We start from the raw sequence: 22,660 nt of genomic DNA, 5'->3' as shown, positions 1-22,660 counted from the left end.
GGGTGCCGGCAACCCCCGGGCGAGCGACTGCGGTTCGCGCCACGGTGACCGGCCGTCACCGGCCCAGCAGCCGCCGGGCGATCTCGGCGTGGTCCGGGGCGAGGGTGTGCGCACCCTCCCTGCTGTGCCAGAGCACGTTCTGGAGGACCCGGCCCAGGGTCCAGGCGCGCGCCCGCTCGCGGTCGTAGGCGGGTCCGAGCGCCTCGCTGAGGGCGTCGAAGCGCCAGCGGACCTCCGCGGGGTCGAAGCGGTTGTCCAGGGCGGGGAAGAGTTCGAAGCCCGGGTCGCCCGCCAGGGGTTTCGGGTCCAGCGCGACCCACTCGTGGGCGCGGTCCGTGCCCGGGCGGCCGGCCAGGACGTTGTCGTAGTGCAGGTCCCAGTGGAGCAGCCGGTCGCCCGGTTCGCCGGCCACCTCGCCCAGGGCCGCCGCGCAGTCCGCGACCAGCCGCCGCTCCTGCTCGTCGGCGAGGGTGGTCAGGGCGCGGGGCGTCTCCGCCAGCATCCGGTCCGCCATGTCCGCCAGCGTGCGCAGCCCCGGCGGCGCGGGCACCGCCACCAGCCGGGCCAGCACCCGCGCGAGGACGCCCACCGCCTCCCGGGCGTCCGGGACCGCCGACAGGGGGCGGCTCTCGTCCAGGCGCTCCAGCAGCATCGCGCCGGTCTCCGGGTCGTGGGCGAGCAGCCCGACCGCCCCGGCCCCCGCCTCGCCCCACGCCCGCAGCGCGAGCGCCTCGCCCGCCGACTCCTCGTCCACCAGCTGGAGTTTCAGCGCCGCCGGGCGGCCGTCGGCGAACCGGACCACCGGAAGGACCAGCGCGCACATGCCGTACATCGACGGCCCGTCGACGCGCAGCCCCCACTCCCGGAGGCAGCGGGCGGCCAGCTCCGGCAGGGCGTCGGTGAACGCCCGGCCGACCGCCCCGTGGAACATGGTCTGGGTGGCGATCAGCTCTTCCGGGATGTCGATCACGCCACCGATCGTAGGACCGTGCGTCAATCGGGACCATGGAGCGAAACCGCCCGGCAGCAGCAGCCGTCGCCGCCGCGATCGGCCGCTGGATGGCCCGATCCCCGGGTACATACGTCTGGTTGACGGTCCTCCTCGTCACCTCCCACCTGCTGGGACCGCTGCTGCCCGCCGCCGAGGGATTCGTCCGGCTGCCCGCACCCGCCGATCCGCACACACTCGCGGACCGCCCGTTCCGGGTGTTCCTCGCCGGTCTGCTGTGGCTGCCCGAGGGCGGTCACTGGGTGCTCTGCGCGGTGCTCTTCACCCTCTTCCACGCGCCCGCCGAACAGTGGCTCGGGACCCTGCGGTGGTGCGCCGTGGTGGCCGTGGCGTACGCGCCCGCCGGGCTGCTCGCGGAGGCCGTACTGCTCTGGGCGGCACGGCACGGGCACGCGTCCCTGTCCGCCACCGACTCCCTGGTGTACGGCACCGATCAGGGGCTGGCGGGGATCGCGGCGGTGCTCACCTACCGGCTGCCGCGCGCGTGGCGGTACGCGTACGCCTTCGCCGTCCTCGTCTTCTGCGGGGTCCCGCTGGGCGCCGGACCGGACGTGACCGACCTCGGCCGGTTCGCCGCGGCCCTGGCGGGACTGGCCTGTTTCCCGCTGACCCGAAGACCCCGCCCCCGGGCACGCCGACCCCGGGCGCCGGGACGGGCCGCGGCCCAGTAACCTCCCGCCCACGGCTCGCACGCGGCCCACCGCGCCGCCGACCGTTGGGAGGCGCTGAGGGGGCGTTCCCGGTCGGGGCCGGGGCGCGGGAACGGGGCCGGGGCGCGGGAGCGGGGCCGGGGCGCGGGAACGGGGGCGCTGGGGGGCATCGGGCGTGCGGGCGCCGGACGGGTGCCGGACAGGTACCGGTCCGGTGTCGCGCGGCTTCCGCCGCGCGGCCGGCGCACCTACGCTGCGGCCATGACGGTGAACCCCGCGCACCCCTTCGACCTGGTGATCTTCGACTGCGACGGCGTCCTGGTGGACAGCGAACGCATCTACGTCAAGGTGGACGCGGTCGTCATGGCGGAGCTGGGCGCGCCCTTCACCGAAGCGGAGATCATCGAGCGGTTCGTGGGCTCCTCGGTGGAGGTGCTGCGGGCGGCGGTGGAGGAACGTATCGGCAGGCCGCTGGCCGACGACTGGGACGCGCCGTACTCCCACCTCTACCGCACCGCGCTCGCCGGACTGACCGCCGTGGACGGCATCCCGGAGGTGCTGGCCGCACTCACCGTCCCGTACTGCCTCGCCTCCAACGGCTCCCATCGCTCCATCCGGCGCAGCCTGGCCACCACCGCGCTGAGCCACCACTTCGAGGGCCGCGTCTTCAGCGCCGCCGACGTCGCCCGGGGCAAGCCCGCCCCCGACCTCTTCCTGCACGCCGCACGGACCCTGGGCGCCGACCCGGCGCGGTGCGCGGTGATCGAGGACAGCGCGTACGGGATCGCCGCGGCCCGCGCCGCCGGGATGCGCGCCTTCGGGTACAGCGGCGGCCTCACCCCGCCGGCCCGCCTCGAAGGTCCCGGCACGGTCGTCTTCGACGACATGCGCGCCCTGCCGGGGCTGCTCGCGGCCGGCTGACGCCTTCCGCGCCCGCTTCCGTACCCGTTACCCGTACCGCCCCCGGGCGCGCGGTCCCCGCTCCCACCAGGCACCATCGGTGTCCGGGGCGGCACCCGTACGCCGCCTCCGGGCCCTGCGGGTCCGCCACCCACCTCACCGGAGCACGCATGTCCTACGACGTCCACGCGGTCCGCGCGCAGATCCCCGCCCTGAAGTCCGGTTCGGCGCGCTTCGACGCCCCCGGAGGCACCCAGACCCCGCAGCCGGTGATCGACGCGATCGTCCACGCCCTGGCCCACCCCCTCGCCGTACGGGGCGTCCAGAACGAGGGCGAGCGCAACGCCGAGGCCATCGTCGCCGGTGCCCGCTCCGCGCTCGCGGACCTGCTCGGGGCCGACCCGCGCGGCATCGTCTTCGGCCGCAGCTCCACGCAGCTCACCTACGACCTCGCACGGACCCTCGCCAAGGAGTGGGGCCCCGGCGACGAGGTGGTGGTCAGCCGCCTCGACCACGACTCCAACATCCGTCCCTGGATACAGGCCGCCGAGGCGGCGGGAGCAACCGTCCGCTGGATCGAATTCGACCCGGAGACGACCGAGTTGACCCCCGACCACGTGCGGGACGCACTCGGCGGACGGACCCGGCTGGTCGCCGTCACCGGCGCCTCCAACCTCACCGGCACCCGCCCGGACCTGCCCGCGATCGCCGAGCTCGTGCACGGCGCCGGCGCCCTGTTCCACGTGGACGCCGTGCACCTCGCCGCCCACGCCTCGGTCGAACTCGCCGCGATCGGCGCGGACTTCCTGACCTGCTCGCCGTACAAGTTCCTCGGCCCGCACTGCGGCGTACTGGCGAGCCGGCCCGAACTGCTGGAGACCCTGCACCCCGACAAGCTGGTGCCGTCCACGGACGCCGTCCCCGAACGCTTCGAACTGGGCACACTGCCCTACGAGTTGCTGGCAGCCGCCCACGCGGCCGTGGACTTCCTGGCCGGCCTGGCGCCGGCGGCCGAAGGCGCGACGGCCCCTCGGCGGGAGCGCCTGGTCGCCGCGTTCGAGGCGATCGAGGCCCACGAGGACGCCCTGCGGGTGCGCATCGAGACCGGACTCGCCGCACTCGACGGCGTCACCGTGCACTCCCGCGCCGCACTGCGCACCCCGACCCTGCTGCTCACCTTCCCGGGCCGCTCCGCCGCCGACGCCTCGCGCCACCTGGCCGCCCGGGGCGTCGACGCCCCCGCGAGCTCCTTCTACGCCCTGGAGGCCTCCCGCCACCTCGGCCTCGGCGACGCGGGCGGACTGCGCGTCGGCCTGGCCCCGTACAGCAGTGAGGAGGACGTCGACCTGCTGCTCGACGCCCTCGCCGACTACCTCACCGCCGGTCCCGCCCGCGCCTGAGCGGGCAGACCGACGCTCCCTGTCCGCCGGGGCTCCGCGTACGCCTCGGAGCCCCGGACCGCGGTGGTGCCCCGTTTCACACGCCGGTGAGGGCCACCAGGGCCGCCAGACGGTCGTCGAGAGGACCGGAGACCGTACGGACGGGGGCGCCCGCCGCGCGGAGGGTGTCCAGCAGAAGGCGGTCCGAGAGAACGCGGAAGTGCTCGGCGATGGGCGGTGTGCCGTCGCGCAGGGGGAACTCGACCGGGAGGTGGACGAAGACGTCGTACGAGGTGAGCGCGCGGTGCAGGAACTCGCGGCCCAGATGGTCGAGCACGGTGCGGTAGGGGTCGCCGTCGCCCCCGTCGGCGACCACGTCCCACACGTCCGGGCCGGCGGCGGGGTGGAGGCCGACCGCGAGCCGGACCGTCGCGTAGACCCACTCGTGCAGGAGGGAACCGTCCGAGAGGAACCCCTTCGGGTACGCCGCCTCGGCCAGAAGCCGCTCGGCGTGACGGCGCACGACGAGCTGAACCAGCTCGGGCTCGGTGGCCTCCTCCAGCGAGGTGGGCCGGCGGCTGCCCACCGGGTCCCGCATGGGGGTGCCGTGCGCGGCGGGCAGCCCGACGCGGGCCGTGGCGGCGCTGATCAGGGTGGTCTTTCCGGCTCCGTAGGCGCCGACGAGGGCGATCCTCACAGCAGTGCTCCTGGTGGGGTGGGATTCGGTTCGGGCAGAGGTACCGCGAGGGGTGAAGGCGCCTTCGGCAGCCGGTACCACCCGTGGTGGGCCGCGAGGCGGCGCAGGTGCGGGTCGTCACCGACGATCACGGCGCGGTCGGTCAGGGCGAGCATGGGCGCGTCGGAGACGTGGTCCCCGTAGGCGATCGAGGAGGCCAGGTCGATGCGGTGGACGGCGGCCAGCTCCCGTACGGCCGCCGACTTGGCGTCGCCGATCATCGGCTGGTGCGGGCGATCGGGGAGCCTGCCGGTGTACAGGCCCGAGACCGGATCGATCTCGGGCTCGGTGCACAGCAGGTGATGGGCGCCGATGTGCTCCACGAGGGGCAGCAGCACGGCGGGGAACGAACCGGAGACCAGGACGACCCGGTAGCCGTCCCGGCGGTGGGCCCGCAGCGCTTCCAGGACGGGTTCGTGGAAGAAGCCGCCCCCGGCCACCTCGGCGAGGAACCACGCCTCGGCCAGTCTCGTGATCTCGACGGCGGGCGCTCCGGTCAGCAGCCGGAAGTAGGCGCGGTTGGTCTCCTCACGGCTGACCCCGGCCATCGTCATGGCCTTCAGGCGCTGGCGGGCGTGCACGGCCTCGTGCGGGGGCCGGCCCCGGGCCGCGTACCAGTAGACGAGGAAGCGGAAGATCGCGGTGCCGCGGGTCAGAGTGTCGTCGACGTCGAAGAAGGCGGCGGGGCGGTGATCGGCGGAGGTCATGTCGGAGCCATCCCGGAGGAGGAGCGCGGTCGGCCCTGGCCCGGGCCGACCGCGCTGCGGACGGAGGGGGTGGACGAGCGACCCCGAGGTCAGGCGGCGGCGCCCTTCGCCACCAGCAGCTCGGCGACCCCGAGGGCGCTTCCGGCCTCCTGGAGCTCGTCGTCGGCGACCTCCACGCCGTACGTGCGGCTGAGGTCCACGGCGACCTCGACGAGGACGAGCGAATCGAAGCCGATGCTTTCGAAATCCGTGTCGACGGAGGTGGTTTCGGCGGGGGCCTCGTACTTGTCGACGAGGAGGGTCAGGATCACGTCGGCGAAGGAGGCGGCGGAGGCGGATGTGACGGAATTGCTCATGGAACTGTGTTTCCTCTCCGGGGTTTCGGGGTGGTGTGATGCACGGTTCCCGTGCCGGGTGCGCGGGGTTTCCGCGGAGTTCGGCACGCTTGGATGCTGCGCGTGAGCCGTGGGAGGGCCCGGCCCGTGGACCGGCCCGGCGACGGTGGGGCCGCCGGGGAGGGCGGTCCGGGCCCGGACCCACGGGAACGCGCGCGGTACGGGCACGCAACGGCGGTGGTGCGCGCGGAGGGCCACGAAGGGCGCGCGGCGAAACCGGCGCGCGAAGGGCCGCGTGGAACGCGCAACGGCACCGGTGCGCGTGGGGGAAAGCTGTGGCGCGGGCGCGTGACGGGCGTCGCGCCGCACCTGGGACGCGGGATCAGACCGGGACGACGTCCGGCCAGGTAAGAGCGGCGGAACCCCAGGTCAGGCCGCCGCCGAAGGCGGTGAGCACCAGGCGGTCGCCGGTCTTGAACGTCCCCTTCGCCGCCGCGTCGGCCAGAGCGAGGGGAATGGACGCGGCAGAGGTGTTGCCGACCTTGTCGATGTTGGTGACGGCCCGGTCGGCGTCGAGGCCGATCTGCTCCGCCACGGACCGCAGAATCCGGAGATTGGCCTGGTGACCGACGAGGTACTCCACCTCGTCCCTGCTCCAGCCGACGTTCTCCAGAACGGCGAGCGAGGACTCCGCCATGCGGCGGACCGCCTGGGCGAACACCTTCTTGCCCTGCATGGTGAAGTAGTGGTCCTCGGTGGCCGCCGGCACGTCGCCGGAGGGCTGCCGGGAGCCGCCCGCGGGGATCTTGATGAGGTCCTTGCCGGTGCCGTCGCTGCCCAGGTCGAAGCCGAGCAGCCGGCCCGGCTCCTCTCCGGTGCCCCGGCTCAGCACGACGGCCCCGGCTCCGTCGCCGAAGATCACCGACGTGGTGCGGTCGTTCGGACTGAGGATGGTCGAGTAGGTCTCGGCCCCGATGACGAGCGCCCGCTCGACCCGGCCCGCCACGATGGCGTTGGCGGCGGCTTCGAGGGCGTAGACGAATCCGGAGCACACGGCGGCGATGTCGTAGGCCGCGGCGTGTCCGAGCCCCAGCCGCGCGGCGACGTCGGGCGCGGTGGCGGGGCAGTGATGGTCGGGCGTGGTGGTGGCGACGATGAGAAGACCGACCTCGGCTCCTTCGCCGAGTCCGGCGGACTTCAGGGCCGCGCGGCCCGCCTCGGTGGCCAGGTCACCGGTGGACTGGCCGGGCGGGGCCCAGTACCGTTCCCGGATTCCGGTGCGGGTGGTGATCCACTCGTCGGAGGTGTCGAAGATGTCGGCGAGTTCGGCGTTGGTGACTCGTCGGGACGGCAGATGCGTGCCGAGCCCGCGCAGGACTGCGTGCGGCATGGGTATCCCCGGTTCTCCTGGGTGGTGTCTTCCGGTTCTGTGGGTCCTCGCAGGGGTGGTTCTGGTTCTCCGGTACGGGTGCTCGGGTGCGGGCCGTGCGGGGCCGCCGGGGTTCAGCCGGCGGCGCGGACGAGCTCCGAGCTCGTGTCGATGAGCGCGTACTCCGCCTGGGCCAGCTCGATCGCCTCGTCGATGCTCACCACGGGCTTGAAGCCGTAGATGTCGATGATCTTCTGGAGCCGCTCGGGTATGGAGCCGCCCACCGTGTGGTACGGGATGTTGAGCTCGTCCAGGGTCCTCAGCATCAACTCGTCCGCGAGGGACCGGAAGCGCTCGTTGACCGGGCGGTGGCCGTCCTGAACCAGCGGGAACTCGATGGGCAGGTGGACGAAGGAGTCGTAGGTGGCACGGGCGTGCTGCTTGGCGGGCACCGCCATCTGCTCCAGGACCTTGCCGTAGAAGCCGATCTCCTCGGTGACCTCGATGGCGTCCAGGTTCACCGACTCGTTGGGGTTGATGCCGACCAGCACGCGGACGGTGCCGTACGCCCACTCGTGCAGGGACGAGCCGTCGGAGACGAAGCCGTCGGGCAGGTGGGACTCGTTGACCGCGCGCTCCTGGTTGCGCCGCATGATCAGCATGATCAGCTCAGGCGGGGTGCACTCCTCCAGCGTCTTGCCGGGGATGGAGATGGGCAGCAGTTCCCGCATGGTCTTGGCCGACGAACGCGGCAGGCCGACCAGATGCGAGACGGCCATGGTGGTCAGGGTCTTGCCGACGGAGTAGGTGCCTGCGATGGCGAGCTTCATGACTTGTCTCCTGTGATGATCGGGGCGCTCGGCTCCGGTGCGCGAACGCCGTGGGTCGTGGGTCGTGAAGGGGTTCAGGACGAGTACCGCGGCAGCCGGTGGACCACCGAGCAGACCACGGAGATGTCGGCGAGCTGCGCGGCGATGTCCGCCCGGCGCCAGGTCTCGCCGAGGCGGTTGTTGAGCAGGACGGAATCCCGCAGCTCCGCCCGCATGGGCAGCGGTCCGCCGTCGGCGGCCGCGCGCGGCCGGTGCGGCGTGGTCGCCTCCAGCAGGGTGCTGCGCATCCACAAGGTGTCCGAGTCGGCACGGGGAACCTGGTCCAGCTCGTAGAGCAGTACCTGGCCGATCTGGAGGGCCGTCACGAACGCGTCCACCAGGTGCACGGACGGCTGCTGCTCGCCCTCCATGCCGCCGAGCGTGCCTTCCGGCCCGCCGGTGAGCCGGATGTCCGCGGTGGCGACGCTGCTGCCGGGCCGGATCTGCATGCTCTCGACGCGCTGGACACCGAGCCGGCGGGTGTCGCCGTAACCGCCGTCACGGACGACGGGCGCGGTGCGGGCCCGGGCGCCCGGCGGGAGGTCCGGGTGGTCGGCCTCCAGGCGGATGCGGAGGGTGCCCACGGTGGCCTCGACGGCGGTCCGCGCCCGGCCGGGCCGGGGCGAGGACAGCCGGCCGACCAGCTGCGCGGAGACCGGGAAGCCGGTCAGGTCGTCCTCCACCGGCCGGTTCCCGGCCTTGATGCGGACCCGGGCGAGCCACACGGTGGCGAGTTCCCGCTCGGTCAGCCCCAGGTGACTCGTGAGCAGGGCCTCCGTGAGCTGGGCACCGAGCAGCAGGACGTCGACGGTGGAGAGGTGCGGCCGCTGGTCGGTGTCGCCCTTGCGGGACCAGTCGCTCGGATAGTCGACCTGTGCGGTGGCGGCCAGCCGGGGCGCGTCCGAGGCCGCACCGTCCGGCTCCGGTACGTGGAAATCGGTGAGGCGGTGCCGGGAGCGCTTGTAACCCTCGCCGAAGAAACGGCGTTCGGGCGCGCCCAGGTAGTCGGAGATGTCCGGCAGGTAGGGGGAGGCGACGGGCAGAACGGACGAGGCGGACTGAGCGGGCATCGAGTTCCTTCCCTGTGCTCTGGACGTGGCGTCGGGCGGTACGCCCGGATTCTGCGCTCGGTACGGGCGCCGGGCCGGACGGGTACGGGGCGCGGGCCCCGTGCCCGGGTGGACCCGGCCGGCGCGGCACCGGTTACGGCGCTGCCGTGAGGCTGGGCTCCACCGACTCGTCGGCCGCGGTCACCCCGGCGGACGCGGCGGGCTTCGGCCTGCGGAGCAGGAGGCTGATGACGAGGGCTCCGGCGAGTACGACCAGGCCGTCGACGAGGATGCCGAAGGTGGTGCCGTCCAGGACCCCGGCGGCGGAGGCGACGCCGTCGTCCAGAACCCCGTACTGCGAGGCGGCCACCGCCGACATCACCGGGATGCCGAGCGTGAAACCGATCTGCTGGGTCATGGCGGCCAGGCCGGTGGCCAGTCCCTGCTCGCGGTCCTCGATGCCGGAGGTGGAGACGACGGTGTACGAGACGATCGCCAGGACGTGGCCGAAGCCGCCGACGAACGTGGTGAACAGGACGGCGGCGATACCCGCCGACTTGTCCTCACTCAGCCAGAACAGCGCACCGGTCATGACGCCCTGCACGGCCAGCCCGAGGACCAGACCGCCCTTGGCGCCGGTACGGGCGATGATCTTCGATGCGAAGGTGCCGCCGATGAACGCGCCGAGTCCCAGGAACCCGAACATCAGACCGGTCTGGAACGGGGTGAGGTTCAGCACCTGCTGCAGGTAGAGGGTGAGCAGGAAGGAGAGCGCCGACTCCATGGAGAAGGTGATCAGCCCGCCCAGGTTGCCCCACTTGACGGAGTTGGCCTTCAGGACACGCACCGGGGCGAGCGGCGCGGCGGCCTTCAGCTCGATCAGGTAGAAGGAGGCCAGGAGGACGGCGGCGACCAGCAGGGTGACCCAGGTCTGCGCGGAGTCCCAGCCCTCGCGCTCGGCACTGGTGATGCCGTACACGAAGGCGAGCAGGCCCGCGGTGACGGTGATCGAACCGGGGACGTCCAGCTTGGGACGGTCCTCGGCGACCGAGTTGCTGATCACCAGCACGCCGCCGATGAACAGGGCGACGCCTACAGGGACGTTGATGAAGAAGTCCCAGCGCCAGGAGAGCAGGTCGGTGAGCACACCGCCGAGGACCGCGCCGCCGGCGAAGCCGAGGGAGAGCAGCGCCCCGTTCAGCCCGAGCGCCTTGGTGCGCAGCGGGCCTTCCGGGAAGCTGGTGGTGATCAGGGCCATGCCGGACGGTGTGACGATGGCAGTGGCGAGACCCTGCAACACCCGGGCCACGATCATCAGTTCGGGACTGTTGGCCAGGCCGCCGAGCAACGAGGAGACCGTCAGCAGGGCCATGCCGACGAGGAAGAGCTTCTTCCGGCCGATCAGGTCGCCGATGCGGCCGAAGAGGAGCATGAAGCCCGCGGCGGTCAGGGCGAAGGCGGTGGAGATCCACTGGAGGCTGTCGAGCCCGAACCCGAGGTCCGAGCCGATCTCCGGCAGCGCCACCGTGAGGATGGAGAAGTCGACGGCGAACATGAATTGCGCGCCCAGCAGGACGACGAGGATCGTCTTCTGCTTCCCTGTCATGGACAGTTCTGTGGAGTGTGTCTTCGGCATGGGCAGAAGCCTCACGGCGATCCTCCTCACCAAACAGTGCGCGCTCAACATATTGGTCCCCCCAACAGGCTCGGACCGGGGCGCCGCGGCGCTGTCCCCCGGCACGCACGGCGGGCCGGGACATGGGTTGTCCCGGCCCGCCGGCCGTGCGATCGACTCCTCCCCCGCCGTGCGGGCCGTCCCGCGTCGCGCCCCCCGGCGGGTGCGCGACGACCTGCTGGACGGCCCCCGGGCTCACTCCACGGGCTGCCAGACGTACCCGTCGCCCGCGGCCTCCACCCGCCCGAAGACCACGTCGGCGAAGTGCCCCGCGTAGCAGACGGTGCCGGGCCGGGCGGCCTCCTCCAGCACGGCCCGGCGCGTACGGACCGCCTCCTCGCCCCCGCCGTCGAAGAAGACCCGCCACTCGGGGTGCGCCGTCTGCGCGGGAGAGTGGAGCACATCCCCGAGCACCAGGACCCGGCGGACGCCCTCGTCCCCGGAGTGCCCGTCGGCCACCTCCACCACGTAGCCCGCGTGACCGCTGGTGTGGCCGGGCCACTCCCGCAGCGTGACGCCCGGAAACGCCTCCGCGCCATCGGCAGGCGTCCGCACCAGGCCGGCGAGTCCCGCCGGCAGCAGACTGCCCCGCTCCCGCCACTCGGCGGTGGACATCACGAAGGAGGTGGCGCCCGCGAAGTGCGCTCCGTCGGCCGCCTGCACCCAGCCGACGTGGTCGTCGTGCAGGTGCGTGAAGGCGACGGTGTCCACGGCTTCCGCGGGTACCCCGGCGGTACGGAGCTGGTTCATCAGCTCACCGCCCGCCAGCACGCCGAGCGCGGGATGCGTCTGCGCCGCCGCCAGGCGTCGCGGGCCGAATCCGGCGTCGATCAGCAGGGCGCGACCCTGGTGCTCGACCAGCAGGCCCCCCACCGAGGCGACCAGCGCACCGTCCGGGCCCCGGTAGGGGGCCAGCCCGGCGAGGTCGTCGGGGCCCAGGCCGGTGAACCAGCCCTCGGGCCTCAACTGGACCAGCCCGTCGGGAACATGGGTGAGCCGCCAGTCCCCGAAGGTGAGCGAACGCAGCGGCGAAGGACGGGTCAGCCGCTCAAGCGGCAGCACAGCAGACATGGCCAGGGCACTTTCGACGGGGAGGAGGGCGAGGACGGGAAACAAGGCGACGAGCCCACGAGCCAACGACGCAACGACGCGGCAGAGGGCGGGGAAAGGGCGAGAGGGGAGTGGAGAAGGCGGATCCCGGGTCGCCCGCCGGACCGGCGGGCGACCCGGGTCTCAGGCCGCTGCGCTTCTCATGTCCCGCGACAGGGTGAGCAGCGGCAGGGCGCGCTCCGCACGGGTGCCGGGGACGGCCATGAAGACGGTGAGCCGCAGGCCCAGTCTCGGGGTGAAGTCCAGCGTCGTCCGCCGCAGTGACAGCTCACCGGCGCGCGGATGCTGGAGCAGGTCGATGCCGCAGGAGTCCTCGCGGACCTCCTGCGCACTCCACAGCTTCGCGAACTGGTCGCTGCGCGCGACCAGCCGGTCCACCATCGACTCCAGCAGCCGGTCGCCGGAGTGGTTCGCGGTGTGCGCGCGGAACCGCGCCACCATCGTCGCGGCGTCCTGCTCCCACTCCGCGTACCGGGTGCGCGTCTGCGGGTTGAGGAAGAAGTCCTCCATCAGGTTGCCGCAACCGGATTCCAGAGCCAGCAGCTCGCGGGCGGCGTCGTTCGCCACCACCACGTTCCACAACCGGTCCGCGATGTAGGCCGGGTTGGGCAGCCAGTTGTCGACGAAGGGCAGGAAGGTCTCCCCGTCCGGCTGGGACGAGAGAGCGAAGTGGGACGAGCCCAGGCCGGCGAGCCTCCACACGTACTGCCGCTGGGTGTCGTCGAGGCTGAGGACCCGGGAGATCGCGCCGAGCACCTCGGCGGACACGTTCTCGGCTCTGCCCTGCTCGATCCAGGTGTACCAGGACACTCCCACGCCGGCCAGGAGTGCCACTTCCTCACGGCGCAGGCCCGGTGTCCTGCGCACACCCGCTCGCGGCAGACCCACCTCGGTGGGGTTCACCTCCGCCCGGCGAGCTTTCAAGAACTGTCCGATTTCCTTTAATTGACGGCCGGTCGGCATGGCCCTCCGCTCCCTTGTCCACCCATAGACGCTGAGATATACGCCACCTTACGCACCTGGCCCCCGGCCGCGCTTGGTACGTGACGGGAGTTACACACGCTCGTGCAGGCTCCGACTCGGGTGTCCGGAACGGGACTTGAGACGCTCGCCACCGTGCGGCAGCAGAGCGCACCACGCCGTCGTCCCAGGTCCGGGCCACGCCCCTGCGCGCGGGTGACCACCATGGTGCCGATGGCTTCCACGTGTGCGGCCAGTCTCCCCCGGCAGGCCAAAGCGCCGCTTAGGGCTTCTCGTCCGGATCGGGCCGGACCCGCGTATCGAAGCAGGCCGAGGCCCGGAGCCGCGGGTGAGGACCGGGCGGCGGTCCGCGCGTGCACTCCGCATGACGTGCCACCGCCGAAGCGCCCCCGAACGCGCCCTCGAACGCGCCGCCGTTAGAGCGGCTTTAGACAGCCCCTCGACGATGGCGCGACCGGCGACGCGACGCCGGGCAGCGCGGCGGCGGTTCGGCGTCACCTCCTCGCCCTCCGTTTTCGCTCCCCGCTCCCCGGTCTCCGTTCTCCGATTCCCCGGAAGTCGTCGAGTGCATCGGGCCCGCCTACTCCGTCCGGCGGCCACAGAGCCCGGGAGGGCTGAACACATGACCACCGTCCATGGCCCCGCCTCCGGAACCTTCCCGTCCTGCCTGCTGCGGAGCCAACCGCTGCCCGACGGCGCGTCGATCCGACTGCTGTGCTTCCACCACGCGGGCGGCGCCGCCTCCTCCTTCGCCTCCTGGCAGGCCGGGCTCGGACCGGACGTCACCGTGATACCCGTACAGCTGCCCGGCCGGGAACGCCGGGTGCGTGAGCCTCGGTTCCGGGACTTCGGCCGCCTGCTGGACGAGCTCGACGAGCAGCTCGACCCCCTGCTGGACCAGCACCACGCGGTGTACGGGCACAGCCTGGGCGGTCTGATCGCGCACGAGCTGACCCGACGACGGGTGACCACGGGCCGGCGCGCACCGGAGGTGCTGATGGTGGGGGCGTGCGCACCGCCGCACCTGCCGCGCACCGCCGTGGCCCCGCGGACCGCCTCCGACTCCGAACTGGGCTCATGGATGGGAGAACTGGGCGGGGTCCCCTCCGAGGCCTCGGGGCACCCGCAGTGGTTCCTCCGGTGCGTCGACCGGCTGCGGGACGACCTGGCCCTGGCGCACAGCCATCCGCGTCGTCCCGTCGTTCCGCTGCCCGTACCGATACGGGTGCTGACGGCCGCACACGATCCGCTCCTCCCGCCCGCGCAGGCCCGGGAGTGGGCACGGCACACCACCGGCGACTTCGAGGTGCACACCGTGCCGGGCGGCCACTTCTTCCACCGGGAGCACCCCGAGGCCACGCTGCGGGTGATCTCCCGGCTGCTCCCGGTCGCCGCGGGGCGTTCCGGGGCCGACGGACGGTCCTGGATTTCGGAAGTGTAAAAGCGGTGCTTCCGCCAGCGGTCGGACACCAAGAACTGGTCAAGAAATACGGGCAGGACATCCACATTTCGCACACTGTGGATTGTCTGCACCCCTGAATGCTTTCCCGCTATTCGGACAGCGGCGGCTACCTTGAGACCGTCCCGCACATTCCGACGGGTCCACGGCGGCCGCTACGGAACATCTCACGCCGGCGTCGGAACGTCCCATGCATCCAGTATGCGGACGCCCCTCCGCCCTGCGGCGCACGCCATTCGGCGCCGCATGCCGATCCACCAGGAATTACGGGACGGCCTTGGAAAGGATCGCCCGGTCCGGGGGAAAGGTTTCAGTCATCGTGGGATCATTATTAGCCATCACGAATACCTCACGGAAGACATCGGTGCGCTGCGGTGAATCACTGCGACTGCTGCAGGCGCTCCGGGACATCCGCGAAGGCCGCGGCGGCGTCGTCGAGTTGCACGGGGACCCCGGATCCGGAAAGACCCGGCTGCTGTCCCTCCTGATGGCGGCGGCCGAGGACCAGGGAGTCCGGGTGCTCGACGGCCGTTGTGAGCCCACGGAACAGGACGCGTTCGGGGTCTTCACCCGGGCTCTCGGCGACCTGGTGACGCCCCGGGCCCTGTCCCGGCTCGCTCCGGTCCACGCCGAGCTGATCCGGACGCACCTGTGCGTCGACCGCGACAGCCCGGTCCCCCCGTCCCCGCCGCTCCCGCTCTCCCGCGCGGTGCACGCGCTGCTGGCCGACGCCGCCGGCGAGGGGTTGCTGCTGGTGCTCGACGACTTCCACCGGGCACACCCCGAGGCCCTGGAACTCGCCGACCACCTGGTACGCCGCCCCTTCGGGGCACCCGTCCTCGTCGTCATCGCCCAGCGGTCCCGGCAGGCCGATCCGTCGCTGCTCGGCGCCCTCGCCTACGGTGCCGAACAGGGACGGGTGACCCGTGTGGCGCTCGGGCCGATCGACCCGGAACAGGCCGCCCGCCTGCTGAACGTACGACCCGACACCGGCTGGCTGCGGTCGGCGTACCAGGAGAGCCGGGGAAACATCCTGGATCTGCTGGTGCTCGGCGAAGCGGCACCACTGCGCCCCTCCCTCACCACCGATCTGGTCACCGGCCCGCTCGCCCCGCTCGCCGTGGAACTGGAGTCGCTCGATCCACTCGAACGCCTGGTGGCGGAATGCGCGGCCGCGCTGGGCGACCGCTTCACCCGCGAGGAACTGGCCGACGTCTGCGAGCTCCCCTTCGAGCAGGTGTGCGCGACGGTCTCCGGGCTGGTCCGGCTCGACATCCTGCGCCCACTGCCCCACTCCGTCACCCAGTACGTCTTCCGCCAGCCGGTGTTGCGCGCGCTGACGCACGAGCGGACGGACCAGTGCCGGCGTCGGCAGGCCCACCGCAGGGCGCTGGCCGTCCTCAACCGCCGCGCCGCACCCGCCGCCGAGCGCGCCGTGCACATCGAGCTGTCCACCAGCGCGTTCACGCCGGAGGATCTGGAGACCCTGGCCCTCGCCGGCAAGGAGTCGGCGCTCAGCGCCCCCGAGGACGCCATACGCTGGCTGCTGCTCGCGCTGCGCGGCCTCGCCCCTGGCGACCGCTCGCCCGGCCGCCTCCTCGGCCTGATTCCGCCGCTGGCCCGGGCGTTCCAGGCCGTCGGCCGCCTCGACGACACGGCGCTGCACCTGCTCGCCCACGACGTCGGGGTACGGCCGGACGACGCCCGTCACGCCGTGATACGCGTCTGCGTGCTGGTGGAGTGCCTGCACGGACGTTTCGCCGAGGCCGACGCGATGCTGCGCACGGAGCTCGCCCGGATCGGGTCCGCCGCGGACCCGGACATGCTCGCCCGGCTGACGGTCTTCCGAGGCATCCTGTCCTCCCTGTGCAGCGACGGCGAACTGGCCACCCACGCCTCCGCGGCGCTCCGGCTGGCCCGCACCGGTGGCCGGGCGACCACACTGGCCGGCGCTCTGTCGCTGCACGCGCTCGCCGAACTGACCGCCGGCCGCACCGCGGGTGCCCTGGCCGCCTACGACGCCGCCGTGCGGCAGCTGGACGAGCTGCCCGACAGCGAACTCCGGTTCCACACCGAGTACTTCTCGCTGCTCGGTGCGTGTGCCCTGGCGCTGGGACGACCGCAGGAGGCCGAAGCCCGCTACGCCCGGGGCCTCGCCGTCTCGGCCGGCCACCACCCCGACGCCATGCTGCCCGCCCTGTACGGAGGACTCGCCGAGGCCCAGTTGCGGCAGGGACGGCTGGAGAGCGCGCTGCGCTCGGCCGCCGAAGCCGCGGACCTGGCCGGCCACCTCGGCGCGGACCGGCTGCGGGCGTACGCGATGGCCCAGGAGGCACTCGCGGTCACCTACGGGGAACCGCCGGGCAGCAGCCGCGCCTCGGCCCGTACGGAGGAGGCACTGCGGGCCCTGCACCACTGGCACGACTCCTGGCACTCCCTGGCCGTGCTGACGGTCGCCGAATCCCTCCTGCTCCAGGGCAGCCAGGAACGCTGTCTCGAACTGCTGCTCAACCGGGGCGCGCCCGACTTCGGCGCGCTGAGCCCCCCGCGACGGGCCCGGGCCTACGAACTGCTCACCCTGGCCTCCGCCTCCAGCGGCGCCCGTGCCGCGATCTGGGCCGAGCGCGCTTCCCGCGTGATGGAGGACTGCCCCCTGCCGCACTCCCGGGCCTACGCCCTCCTCGCCCGCGGCCACGTGCTCTCCCAGCAGAACGACTGGACCGCCGCGATCGCCGCCTACCGGAAGGCCGAGCGCCTCTTCGACGGGGCGCAGCTGAGACTCCAGAGCCTGCGCGCGGCGGTACGTACCGCCGAGGCCGCGACGTGCGGCCGGCGACCGGAGGAAGCCCGGGAACTGTGGTCCGCCGCACGGGAGCTGGCCGATCACTGGCACATGCCGCTCTTCTCCCAGTCACCGTCGGGCGGCCTCCCGGAGGGCCTGCAGGAGGACCACCGGGCTCCGGCCCCGGCGTCTCCGGCGGGGCCGGACGCCGACCTCGCGTCCCTGACACGCCGCGAGTTGGAGGTGGCGCGCCTGGTCGGGACCGGGCGGCGCACCCGCGAGGTCGCGGAAACCCTGCGGGTGAGCCCCCGCACGGTCGAGGTCCACCTCGCCCGGATCTACCGGAAGCTGGAGATCGCTTCCCGCGCCGAGTTGGCCGGCCTCATGGCCGTACGTATTTCTACTGATGCACGTAGGCCGCGTTACTGAGAGGCTGAAAGAGCACTACGGGTACAGCACGCACACGACGTTGGTCCGCCCCCGGGACCGCCGGCCCACAAGGGCCGGCCACCCGGCGGCTGAAGCAGTTCTTGGACATTCGGCAGGCAGAGCGCCGCACACGGCGGACATGCGCCACTGAGCGGCCGAAGGCTGTCAGGTCGTCCTGGCGGAAACGCGCGCGCGTCCGCGACGGTACGGCGCGCGGCGAAAGGACGTCCGCGGGGCGGGAGAACTTCCGGACGACGGAAGGATTTCCGCCCGACGGAAGGACGCGGGCGTTCCGGCACCACGGCGAGGCGCGGAGGCCCTTGCCGTGTGCCCGCCGAGGACCACCGGCCGGCCCGGGGCGACGGTCTGCCGCACCTCATTGCCCCGACGAGCGCCGGCCCGGTGCAGTGCCGAGCATCGTCGGATCTCCCCCACGAGGAAGGCACCATCGTGCGATTCGAGATCCTGGGAAGCCTGCGCATCACCGACGGCCACGACGTGTTCACGGTCACGGCACCGAAAATGGAGTCACTGCTCGCGGCCTTGGCGGTACGCGCCGAGGACGTCGTCTCCATGGACCAGATGAGCACCGAGATATGGGGCGAGGGGCCACCCCGCCGTGCCGCGGCCACCCTGCACGTCTACATCTCGCAGCTGCGCAAACTGCTCGGGCGCGTGGACCAGGACCACAGCCCGATCGTCACCCGGTTCCCCGGCTACGTCCTGGAACTCGGCGACGGGAGCCTGGACGCGCACGAGTTCCAGCGCTTCGCCCGCCAGGGCCGGTCCGCGTTCCGCGTCGGCCGGTACCAGGAGGCGTCCGCGGCCTGCCGCCGGGCGCTCGCGCTGTGGCGCGGCCCGGTCCTCGGCGAGCTGCGCGGCGGCCCCATCGTGGACGAGTTCGCGACCTGGGCGGAGGAGGCCCGGCTGGAGTGCGTCGAGTGGGGCAACGAGGCCGACCTGATGCTCGGAGCCCACCGCGAACTGGTGGGGCCGCTGTACGCGCTGGTGCGCAGGCATCCGCTGATCGAGGCGTTCCACCGGCAGCTGATGCTCGCCCTGTACCGCTCCGACCGGCGGGCCGACGCCCTCCAGGTCTTCCAGCGGGTGCGCTCCCTGCTCGACCGGGAACTGGGCATCGCGCCCTGCCGGGCGCTGCACGAACTCCACCAGCAGATCCTGGCCGACGACGGATCCCTGGTGCCGGCGGCGGCGTGAACCGCCGGCAGCAGGGTCTCCCCGCGGCCCGGCGTCAGTGCCCGCACCCGCACCGGGCATGCGGGCGCTCGCCGCCTCACTCCGCCGCGACGAGGTCCAGCAGGTCGCCGGCGAGGTCGAGGGTGTGGCCGACGCTGGAGGCCGCGAAGGTGAAGTCGACGAAGGCCTCCTCCGCCGGCAGCACCGAACGCGCCTTCAGCACTTCCTCGGCGACCACTTCCACCGGCGTGCCCGCGGCCACGTTGACCCGGAGGATCATGCTGATCGCGGCCGGGTCGCGCCCCGCCTTCTCGGCCGCCTCCCGGACGGTCGCCCATCCCTGGGTGAGCTGCGCCAGGGGAAAGGCCTCGGGCGCCCACCACACCGGCATCCACCCGTCGGCGCGCTCTCCGACCCGCCGCAGCGCCCGGGGCCCGAACGCACCCAGGTAGATCGGAGGACGGGGCCGCTGCACCGGTTTCAGCTCCACATGACCGGCCGGGATCGTGAACAGCGGTCCCCGGTGACTCACGGGGTTGGTGGTCCACCAGGCCACCAGCACGTCCAGGAGCTCGTCGAGCCGCGCGCCGCGTCCTTCGAACGGCACCCCCGCGGCCTCGTACTCCTCCGGTGACCAGCCGCTGCCGAACCCGGCGACGAGCCGGCCGCCGCTGGCCACGTCGATGCTGGCCAGCGCGCGGGCCAGCAACGCGGGCGGGTACCACGGTGCGTTGATGCCGCTGCTGCCCAGCCGGACCTCGGCGGTGACCGCCGCCGCGACCGCCAGTGCGGTCAACGGGTCCGCGGCAACCCGGAATTCCTCCGGAATGGCCGTGGAGCCCGGTGAATAGCCGACCACCGGATCCACCGGCGTCAGCAGCCGGTCGCCGACCCAGAGACTGGTCGCGCCGATTTTCTCCGCGTCGGCGGCGAACCGGGCGATACCGTTCACCTCGTTGGCCGCCGGACCGAATGTCGGAAGACCGAAGCCCAGACGCATATGTCAGCTCCACCCACTATGGAATGCCATCGGCAAGGAAAGTGCGAGACCCTGCCGGAATCCTTCCGGCAGCCCCGCCCACGTTAGGGGATCGGAATGCGGTGCTCCAGTGCGCGTTGGTACCCGTGTCAAGGATGCTGGTGGTACGGCCCATAGGAGAAACGGGCTCCCCCCTCGGTCTCCGGTCGCCACCTATATTCGTTCAGGTGTCGACCCATCCGAGACAGACAGGGGATGCGATGTATCCGGAACGACTCAAATTCGGCGCGTTTCTGGCACCGTTCCACCCGCTCGGCGAAGATCCCACTCTCCAGTTCGAGCGGGACCTCGAAATGATCGAGCTGTTCGACCGGCTCAACTACGACGAATTCTGGATCGGCGAACACCATTCGCTGGGCTGGAACAGCATCGGGTTCCCTGATCTGTTCGTGGCCGCCGCCGCCGCGCGGACGCGCCAGATCAAGCTGGCCACCGGCGTGATGACGCTGCCCTACCACCACCCGTTCATGGTGGCCGGCCGCGCCCTGCACCTCGACCATCTGACCCGCGGCCGCTTCATCCTCGGGGTCGGGGCGGGCAGCAGTCCGGTGGACGCGCACATGCTCGGCCGGGAGTGGGGCGAGATGCGCCGCATGTTCAGCGAGTCCCTGGAGGCTGTCGTGGAACTTCTCCACGGGGACCAGCCGGTCACCAGGAAGACCCCGTGGTTCACCCTGCAGGACGCCAAGCTCCAGCTGGAGCCCTACCGCGGCGGCAAGGTGGAGATAGCCGCCGCGAGCGTCGCCTCGCCGCACAGTGTGCGATTGTCGGGCCAACTCGGCATCAGCACCGTCTCGTTCGGGGTCTCACGCCCCGGTCACCGGCCGCCGGACATGAAGACGCAGTGGCGCTACGCCGAGGAGGCCGCCGCGGAGCACGGCAGGACCGTCGACCGCCGGAACTGGCGGATCACCCTGCCGATCCACGTGGCCGAGACGCGGGCCCAGGCCATCGAAGACGTACGAGCGGGCTACCAGCGCTGGGCCCACGAGTACTGGGGCGACCTGCGCGGGCTCGACGTGACCATCCCCGGCGTCGATCCGGAGAACGCCATCGAGGCGGCCATCGAGGCCGGCAGCGCCATCGTGGGGTCGGTCGAGGACTGCGTGGCGGGCATCCAGCGCATGCAGGAGGAGACCGGTGGCTTCGGCACCCTCCTGGTGTACCTGCAGGACTGGGCCGGTCCGGAGCAGACCAAGCGCAGTTACGACCTGCTCGCCCGCTACGTGGCACCGCACTTCACCGGTTCGGCACGCCCGCTGGCCGAGTCCGCGCGGTGGTACCAGGAGAACCGCGATCTGTTCGGCGGCAAGCTCACGCTGCCCGACCACGGAGCGCGGGCGCGCGGCGCCGACGCCGGCTGAGCGGTCGCCCGTGAACGCCGCTGCCGCACCGGGCGAACCGCGCCCGGTGCGGCAGCGGCGTCCTCGGCGGCGGACACCGCCGACGGTGGAGTTGCGGGGAGACTTCCGCCCGCCCGGCCGGTCGGGCGGTCGGGCGGTCGGGCGGTCAAGCAGTGGCGAGGGCGGCCTCACGGTGTTCCCCGCGTGCGATCAGCAGCCAGGCGCCGACGGCGGCGACGAGGTACGCGACGCCGACCACCGCGAAGCACAGCGCGGGCCCGCGGTCCCAGTCCGAGGCGGTGCCGAGGACCACGCCCATCGCGGCGATGCCCACCAGGGTGCCGATCTGGCGGTTGGCGTTCAGTACGGACCCCGCCACGTTCGTGTGCTCGGCGCCGGCGGCGTCCACCAGGGCGGCCGTCATCCCGGGGGAGATGATGCCCGCGCCGATGTTGGCGAGGCCCACGGCCACCGCCAGGACCCAGTAGGGCGTCTCCGAGGAGACGGTGACCATGGTCAGCGACGCGATCCCCGCGACCAGCAGGAAGACCGTCAGCAGCGCCCCGTTGGAGAACCGCGCGGAGATGCGCGAGTAGACGATGTTGGCCAGCGGGAACCAGATCGTCATCGGCAGCAGTTCGAGCCCGGCCCGGAAAGGACTGGACCCCCGGGCGTGCTGGAGGTACAGGCTCAGCATGAACATGCTGCCGTACAGCGCGAGGTTGAACAGGAAGCCGACCAGATTCGCTCCGGCGAACCGCGGACGCTTGAACAGACTCCACGGCATGACCAGGTTGGCCGCACGCCGTTCACGCACCACCAGCGACAGGGCGGCGACCACCAGTACGGCGTACGCCACCAGCATCTCGCCGGCTCCCCATCCGAGCCGGGGCCCCTCGATCAGCGCGAAGCTCAGGGCGGCCAGCGCCACGATCCACAGGATGTGGCCGGGCACGGCCAGCTTGGTGGGGCGGACCTCGGTCGCCACGATGTAGCGCTTGGTCAGCAGCATCCCGACGATGCCGATGGGCAGGTTGAGGATGAAGATGCTCTGCCAGCCGAACGCGCTCACCAGCAGGCCGCCGACCGTCGGGCCGAGGCCGGCGGAGGTGGCCACGATCGCCGACCAGAGACCCAGCATGCGGGTGCGCTCCCGCTTCTCCGGGAACGAGAACACCAGCAGGGACAGCGAACTCGGCATGAAGAGTGCCGCCCCCACGCCCTGGAGGAGACGCGCGGCGATGAGAAGGCCCGCGTCAGGTGCCAGCGCGCAGCCGAGGGAGGCGACGAAGAAGACCGCCATGCCCCACAGGTAGACGTTCTTCGCCCCGAGGCGGTTCGCCAGGCCACCGGCCAGCAGCAGCAGCGAACTGAACACCAGGACGTAGCTGTCGACGATCCAGGTGAGTTCCGACAGCGAGGCGTCCAGCTCCTCCTGGATCGCCGAGCCCGCGACGTTGATGACGGTCACGTCCAGGGCGGCCATGACGAAACCGGTTGCCAGGGCGGTCAGCCGCAGACCGGGGGACACTTGCCGTGGCGGCGCCCCGTCACCTGTCGGCGGGGCTGTTCGGGTCTCGGCACTGGGCATGTTGTCTCCTCCGGAAGGCTCGCTGGGCGCTGAACGACCGCACCACCGACA

The 22,660-nt window shown here is 72.3% G+C and carries 19 protein-coding genes; 7 read left to right on the top strand and 12 right to left on the bottom strand.

Annotated elements, in window-relative coordinates; all coding sequences use genetic code 11:
- Window positions 1–55: 55 nt before the first annotated feature.
- Window positions 56–931: an aminoglycoside phosphotransferase family protein gene (locus ACFZAX_RS05965; protein ID WP_390960063.1), complete on the bottom strand. Its 876-nt coding sequence runs from the start codon at window positions 929–931 to the stop codon at window positions 56–58.
- A gap of 74 nt (window positions 932–1,005) precedes the next feature.
- Here ACFZAX_RS05965 and ACFZAX_RS05960 point away from each other — a divergent pair, with 74 nt between their 5' ends.
- The 3 genes from ACFZAX_RS05960 to ACFZAX_RS05950 all read left to right on the top strand — a co-directional run bounded on the left by ACFZAX_RS05960 (window position 1,006) and on the right by ACFZAX_RS05950 (window position 3,959).
- Window positions 1,006–1,680 (top strand): rhomboid-like protein, encoded by a 675-nt coding sequence (locus ACFZAX_RS05960; RefSeq protein WP_390959513.1) that lies wholly within the window; start codon window positions 1,006–1,008, stop codon window positions 1,678–1,680.
- Window positions 1,681–1,920: 240 nt separating this feature from the next.
- Window positions 1,921–2,580 carry an HAD-IA family hydrolase gene (locus ACFZAX_RS05955; RefSeq protein WP_390959511.1) on the top strand — a complete coding sequence of 220 codons (660 nt, stop codon included), beginning with the start codon at window positions 1,921–1,923 and terminating at the stop codon, window positions 2,578–2,580.
- A 149-nt stretch (window positions 2,581–2,729) separates the two neighbouring features.
- Window positions 2,730–3,959, top strand: coding sequence for a cysteine desulfurase-like protein (locus ACFZAX_RS05950; RefSeq protein WP_390959510.1), 1,230 nt, complete (start codon window positions 2,730–2,732; stop codon window positions 3,957–3,959).
- A gap of 76 nt (window positions 3,960–4,035) precedes the next feature.
- Here ACFZAX_RS05950 and ACFZAX_RS05945 read toward each other — a convergent pair whose 3' ends face one another.
- From ACFZAX_RS05945 to ACFZAX_RS05905, 9 genes are all read right to left on the bottom strand, one after another.
- A complete protein-coding gene (locus ACFZAX_RS05945) occupies window positions 4,036–4,635 on the bottom strand; it encodes an AAA family ATPase (RefSeq protein WP_390959508.1) in 600 nt (199 codons plus the stop codon).
- Window positions 4,632–5,381 carry an HAD-IB family hydrolase gene (locus ACFZAX_RS05940; RefSeq protein ID WP_390959506.1) on the bottom strand — a complete coding sequence of 250 codons (750 nt, stop codon included), beginning with the start codon at window positions 5,379–5,381 and terminating at the stop codon, window positions 4,632–4,634. The genes ACFZAX_RS05945 and ACFZAX_RS05940 overlap by 4 nt, the downstream gene beginning before the upstream one ends.
- Window positions 5,382–5,470: 89 nt before the next feature.
- Complete coding sequence (locus tag ACFZAX_RS05935) at window positions 5,471–5,737, bottom strand: phosphopantetheine-binding protein (RefSeq protein WP_390959505.1); 267 nt, start codon at window positions 5,735–5,737, stop codon at window positions 5,471–5,473.
- 361 nt (window positions 5,738–6,098) lie between these two features.
- Complete coding sequence (locus ACFZAX_RS05930) at window positions 6,099–7,106, bottom strand: beta-ketoacyl-ACP synthase 3 (protein ID WP_390959503.1); 1,008 nt, start codon at window positions 7,104–7,106, stop codon at window positions 6,099–6,101.
- Between the two features lie 113 nt (window positions 7,107–7,219).
- A complete protein-coding gene (locus ACFZAX_RS05925; protein ID WP_390959501.1) occupies window positions 7,220–7,915 on the bottom strand; it encodes an AAA family ATPase in 696 nt (231 codons plus the stop codon).
- Window positions 7,916–7,989: 74 nt separating this feature from the next.
- Complete coding sequence (locus tag ACFZAX_RS05920; RefSeq protein WP_390959499.1) at window positions 7,990–9,024, bottom strand: AvrD family protein; 1,035 nt, start codon at window positions 9,022–9,024, stop codon at window positions 7,990–7,992.
- Window positions 9,025–9,157: 133 nt separating this feature from the next.
- Window positions 9,158–10,609: an MFS transporter gene (locus tag ACFZAX_RS05915; protein WP_390959497.1), complete on the bottom strand. Its 1,452-nt coding sequence runs from the start codon at window positions 10,607–10,609 to the stop codon at window positions 9,158–9,160.
- 264 nt (window positions 10,610–10,873) lie between these two features.
- Entirely contained in the window at window positions 10,874–11,749 is an 876-nt protein-coding gene (locus ACFZAX_RS05910; protein ID WP_390959496.1) for an MBL fold metallo-hydrolase, read from the bottom strand.
- Between the two features lie 162 nt (window positions 11,750–11,911).
- The gene (locus ACFZAX_RS05905; protein WP_390959494.1) at window positions 11,912–12,751 is read right to left on the bottom strand and encodes a helix-turn-helix domain-containing protein; all 840 of its coding nucleotides are present in this window, start codon (window positions 12,749–12,751) and stop codon (window positions 11,912–11,914) included.
- 640 nt (window positions 12,752–13,391) lie between these two features.
- On the opposite strand from ACFZAX_RS05905, the gene ACFZAX_RS05900 reads away from it, so the two are divergent.
- The 3 genes from ACFZAX_RS05900 (at window position 13,392) to ACFZAX_RS05890 (ending at window position 18,657) form a co-directional block, all read left to right on the top strand.
- The gene (locus ACFZAX_RS05900; RefSeq protein ID WP_390959492.1) at window positions 13,392–14,210 is read left to right on the top strand and encodes an alpha/beta fold hydrolase; all 819 of its coding nucleotides are present in this window, start codon (window positions 13,392–13,394) and stop codon (window positions 14,208–14,210) included.
- Window positions 14,211–14,592: 382 nt separating this feature from the next.
- A complete protein-coding gene (locus ACFZAX_RS05895; RefSeq protein ID WP_390959490.1) occupies window positions 14,593–17,439 on the top strand; it encodes an AAA family ATPase in 2,847 nt (948 codons plus the stop codon).
- Window positions 17,440–17,889: 450 nt separating this feature from the next.
- Window positions 17,890–18,657 carry a BTAD domain-containing putative transcriptional regulator gene (locus tag ACFZAX_RS05890; protein WP_390959488.1) on the top strand — a complete coding sequence of 256 codons (768 nt, stop codon included), beginning with the start codon at window positions 17,890–17,892 and terminating at the stop codon, window positions 18,655–18,657.
- Window positions 18,658–18,733: 76 nt separating this feature from the next.
- Here ACFZAX_RS05890 and ACFZAX_RS05885 read toward each other — a convergent pair whose 3' ends face one another.
- Window positions 18,734–19,636 carry a TIGR03619 family F420-dependent LLM class oxidoreductase gene (locus tag ACFZAX_RS05885; protein WP_390959486.1) on the bottom strand — a complete coding sequence of 301 codons (903 nt, stop codon included), beginning with the start codon at window positions 19,634–19,636 and terminating at the stop codon, window positions 18,734–18,736.
- 239 nt (window positions 19,637–19,875) lie between these two features.
- Here ACFZAX_RS05885 and ACFZAX_RS05880 point away from each other — a divergent pair, with 239 nt between their 5' ends.
- Window positions 19,876–21,039, top strand: coding sequence for an LLM class flavin-dependent oxidoreductase (locus tag ACFZAX_RS05880; RefSeq protein WP_390959485.1), 1,164 nt, complete (start codon window positions 19,876–19,878; stop codon window positions 21,037–21,039).
- Window positions 21,040–21,184: 145 nt separating this feature from the next.
- Here ACFZAX_RS05880 and ACFZAX_RS05875 read toward each other — a convergent pair whose 3' ends face one another.
- Window positions 21,185–22,609, bottom strand: coding sequence for an MFS transporter (locus tag ACFZAX_RS05875; RefSeq protein WP_390959483.1), 1,425 nt, complete (start codon window positions 22,607–22,609; stop codon window positions 21,185–21,187).
- Between the last annotated feature and the right edge of the window lie 51 nt (window positions 22,610–22,660).

It is taken from the genome of Streptomyces sp. NPDC008125 (genome assembly GCF_042957125.1).
Classification (GTDB): domain Bacteria; phylum Actinomycetota; class Actinomycetes; order Streptomycetales; family Streptomycetaceae; genus Streptomyces.
The sequence above is the reverse complement of the archived record's forward strand: the minus strand, read 5'-3'. Positions and strand labels throughout refer to the sequence as shown.

Excerpts from the sequence above, each read along its gene's own strand:
- ACFZAX_RS05965 (WP_390960063.1), bottom strand. The coding sequence starts at position 931 with ATGTTCCACGGGGCGGTCGGCCGGGCGTTCACCGACGCCCTGCCGGAG.
- ACFZAX_RS05960 (WP_390959513.1), top strand. The coding sequence starts at position 1,006 with ATGGAGCGAAACCGCCCGGCAGCAGCAGCCGTCGCCGCCGCGATCGGC.
- ACFZAX_RS05955 (WP_390959511.1), top strand. The coding sequence starts at position 1,921 with ATGACGGTGAACCCCGCGCACCCCTTCGACCTGGTGATCTTCGACTGC.
- ACFZAX_RS05950 (WP_390959510.1), top strand. The coding sequence starts at position 2,730 with ATGTCCTACGACGTCCACGCGGTCCGCGCGCAGATCCCCGCCCTGAAG.
- ACFZAX_RS05940 (WP_390959506.1), bottom strand. The coding sequence starts at position 5,381 with ATGACCTCCGCCGATCACCGCCCCGCCGCCTTCTTCGACGTCGACGAC.
- ACFZAX_RS05935 (WP_390959505.1), bottom strand. The coding sequence starts at position 5,737 with ATGAGCAATTCCGTCACATCCGCCTCCGCCGCCTCCTTCGCCGACGTG.
- ACFZAX_RS05930 (WP_390959503.1), bottom strand. The coding sequence starts at position 7,106 with ATGCCGCACGCAGTCCTGCGCGGGCTCGGCACGCATCTGCCGTCCCGA.
- ACFZAX_RS05925 (WP_390959501.1), bottom strand. The coding sequence starts at position 7,915 with ATGAAGCTCGCCATCGCAGGCACCTACTCCGTCGGCAAGACCCTGACC.
- ACFZAX_RS05920 (WP_390959499.1), bottom strand. The coding sequence starts at position 9,024 with ATGCCCGCTCAGTCCGCCTCGTCCGTTCTGCCCGTCGCCTCCCCCTAC.
- ACFZAX_RS05915 (WP_390959497.1), bottom strand. The coding sequence starts at position 10,609 with ATGACAGGGAAGCAGAAGACGATCCTCGTCGTCCTGCTGGGCGCGCAA.
- ACFZAX_RS05910 (WP_390959496.1), bottom strand. The coding sequence starts at position 11,749 with ATGTCTGCTGTGCTGCCGCTTGAGCGGCTGACCCGTCCTTCGCCGCTG.
- ACFZAX_RS05905 (WP_390959494.1), bottom strand. The coding sequence starts at position 12,751 with ATGCCGACCGGCCGTCAATTAAAGGAAATCGGACAGTTCTTGAAAGCT.
- ACFZAX_RS05900 (WP_390959492.1), top strand. The coding sequence starts at position 13,392 with ATGACCACCGTCCATGGCCCCGCCTCCGGAACCTTCCCGTCCTGCCTG.
- ACFZAX_RS05885 (WP_390959486.1), bottom strand. The coding sequence starts at position 19,636 with ATGCGTCTGGGCTTCGGTCTTCCGACATTCGGTCCGGCGGCCAACGAG.
- ACFZAX_RS05880 (WP_390959485.1), top strand. The coding sequence starts at position 19,876 with ATGTATCCGGAACGACTCAAATTCGGCGCGTTTCTGGCACCGTTCCAC.
- ACFZAX_RS05875 (WP_390959483.1), bottom strand. The coding sequence starts at position 22,609 with ATGCCCAGTGCCGAGACCCGAACAGCCCCGCCGACAGGTGACGGGGCG.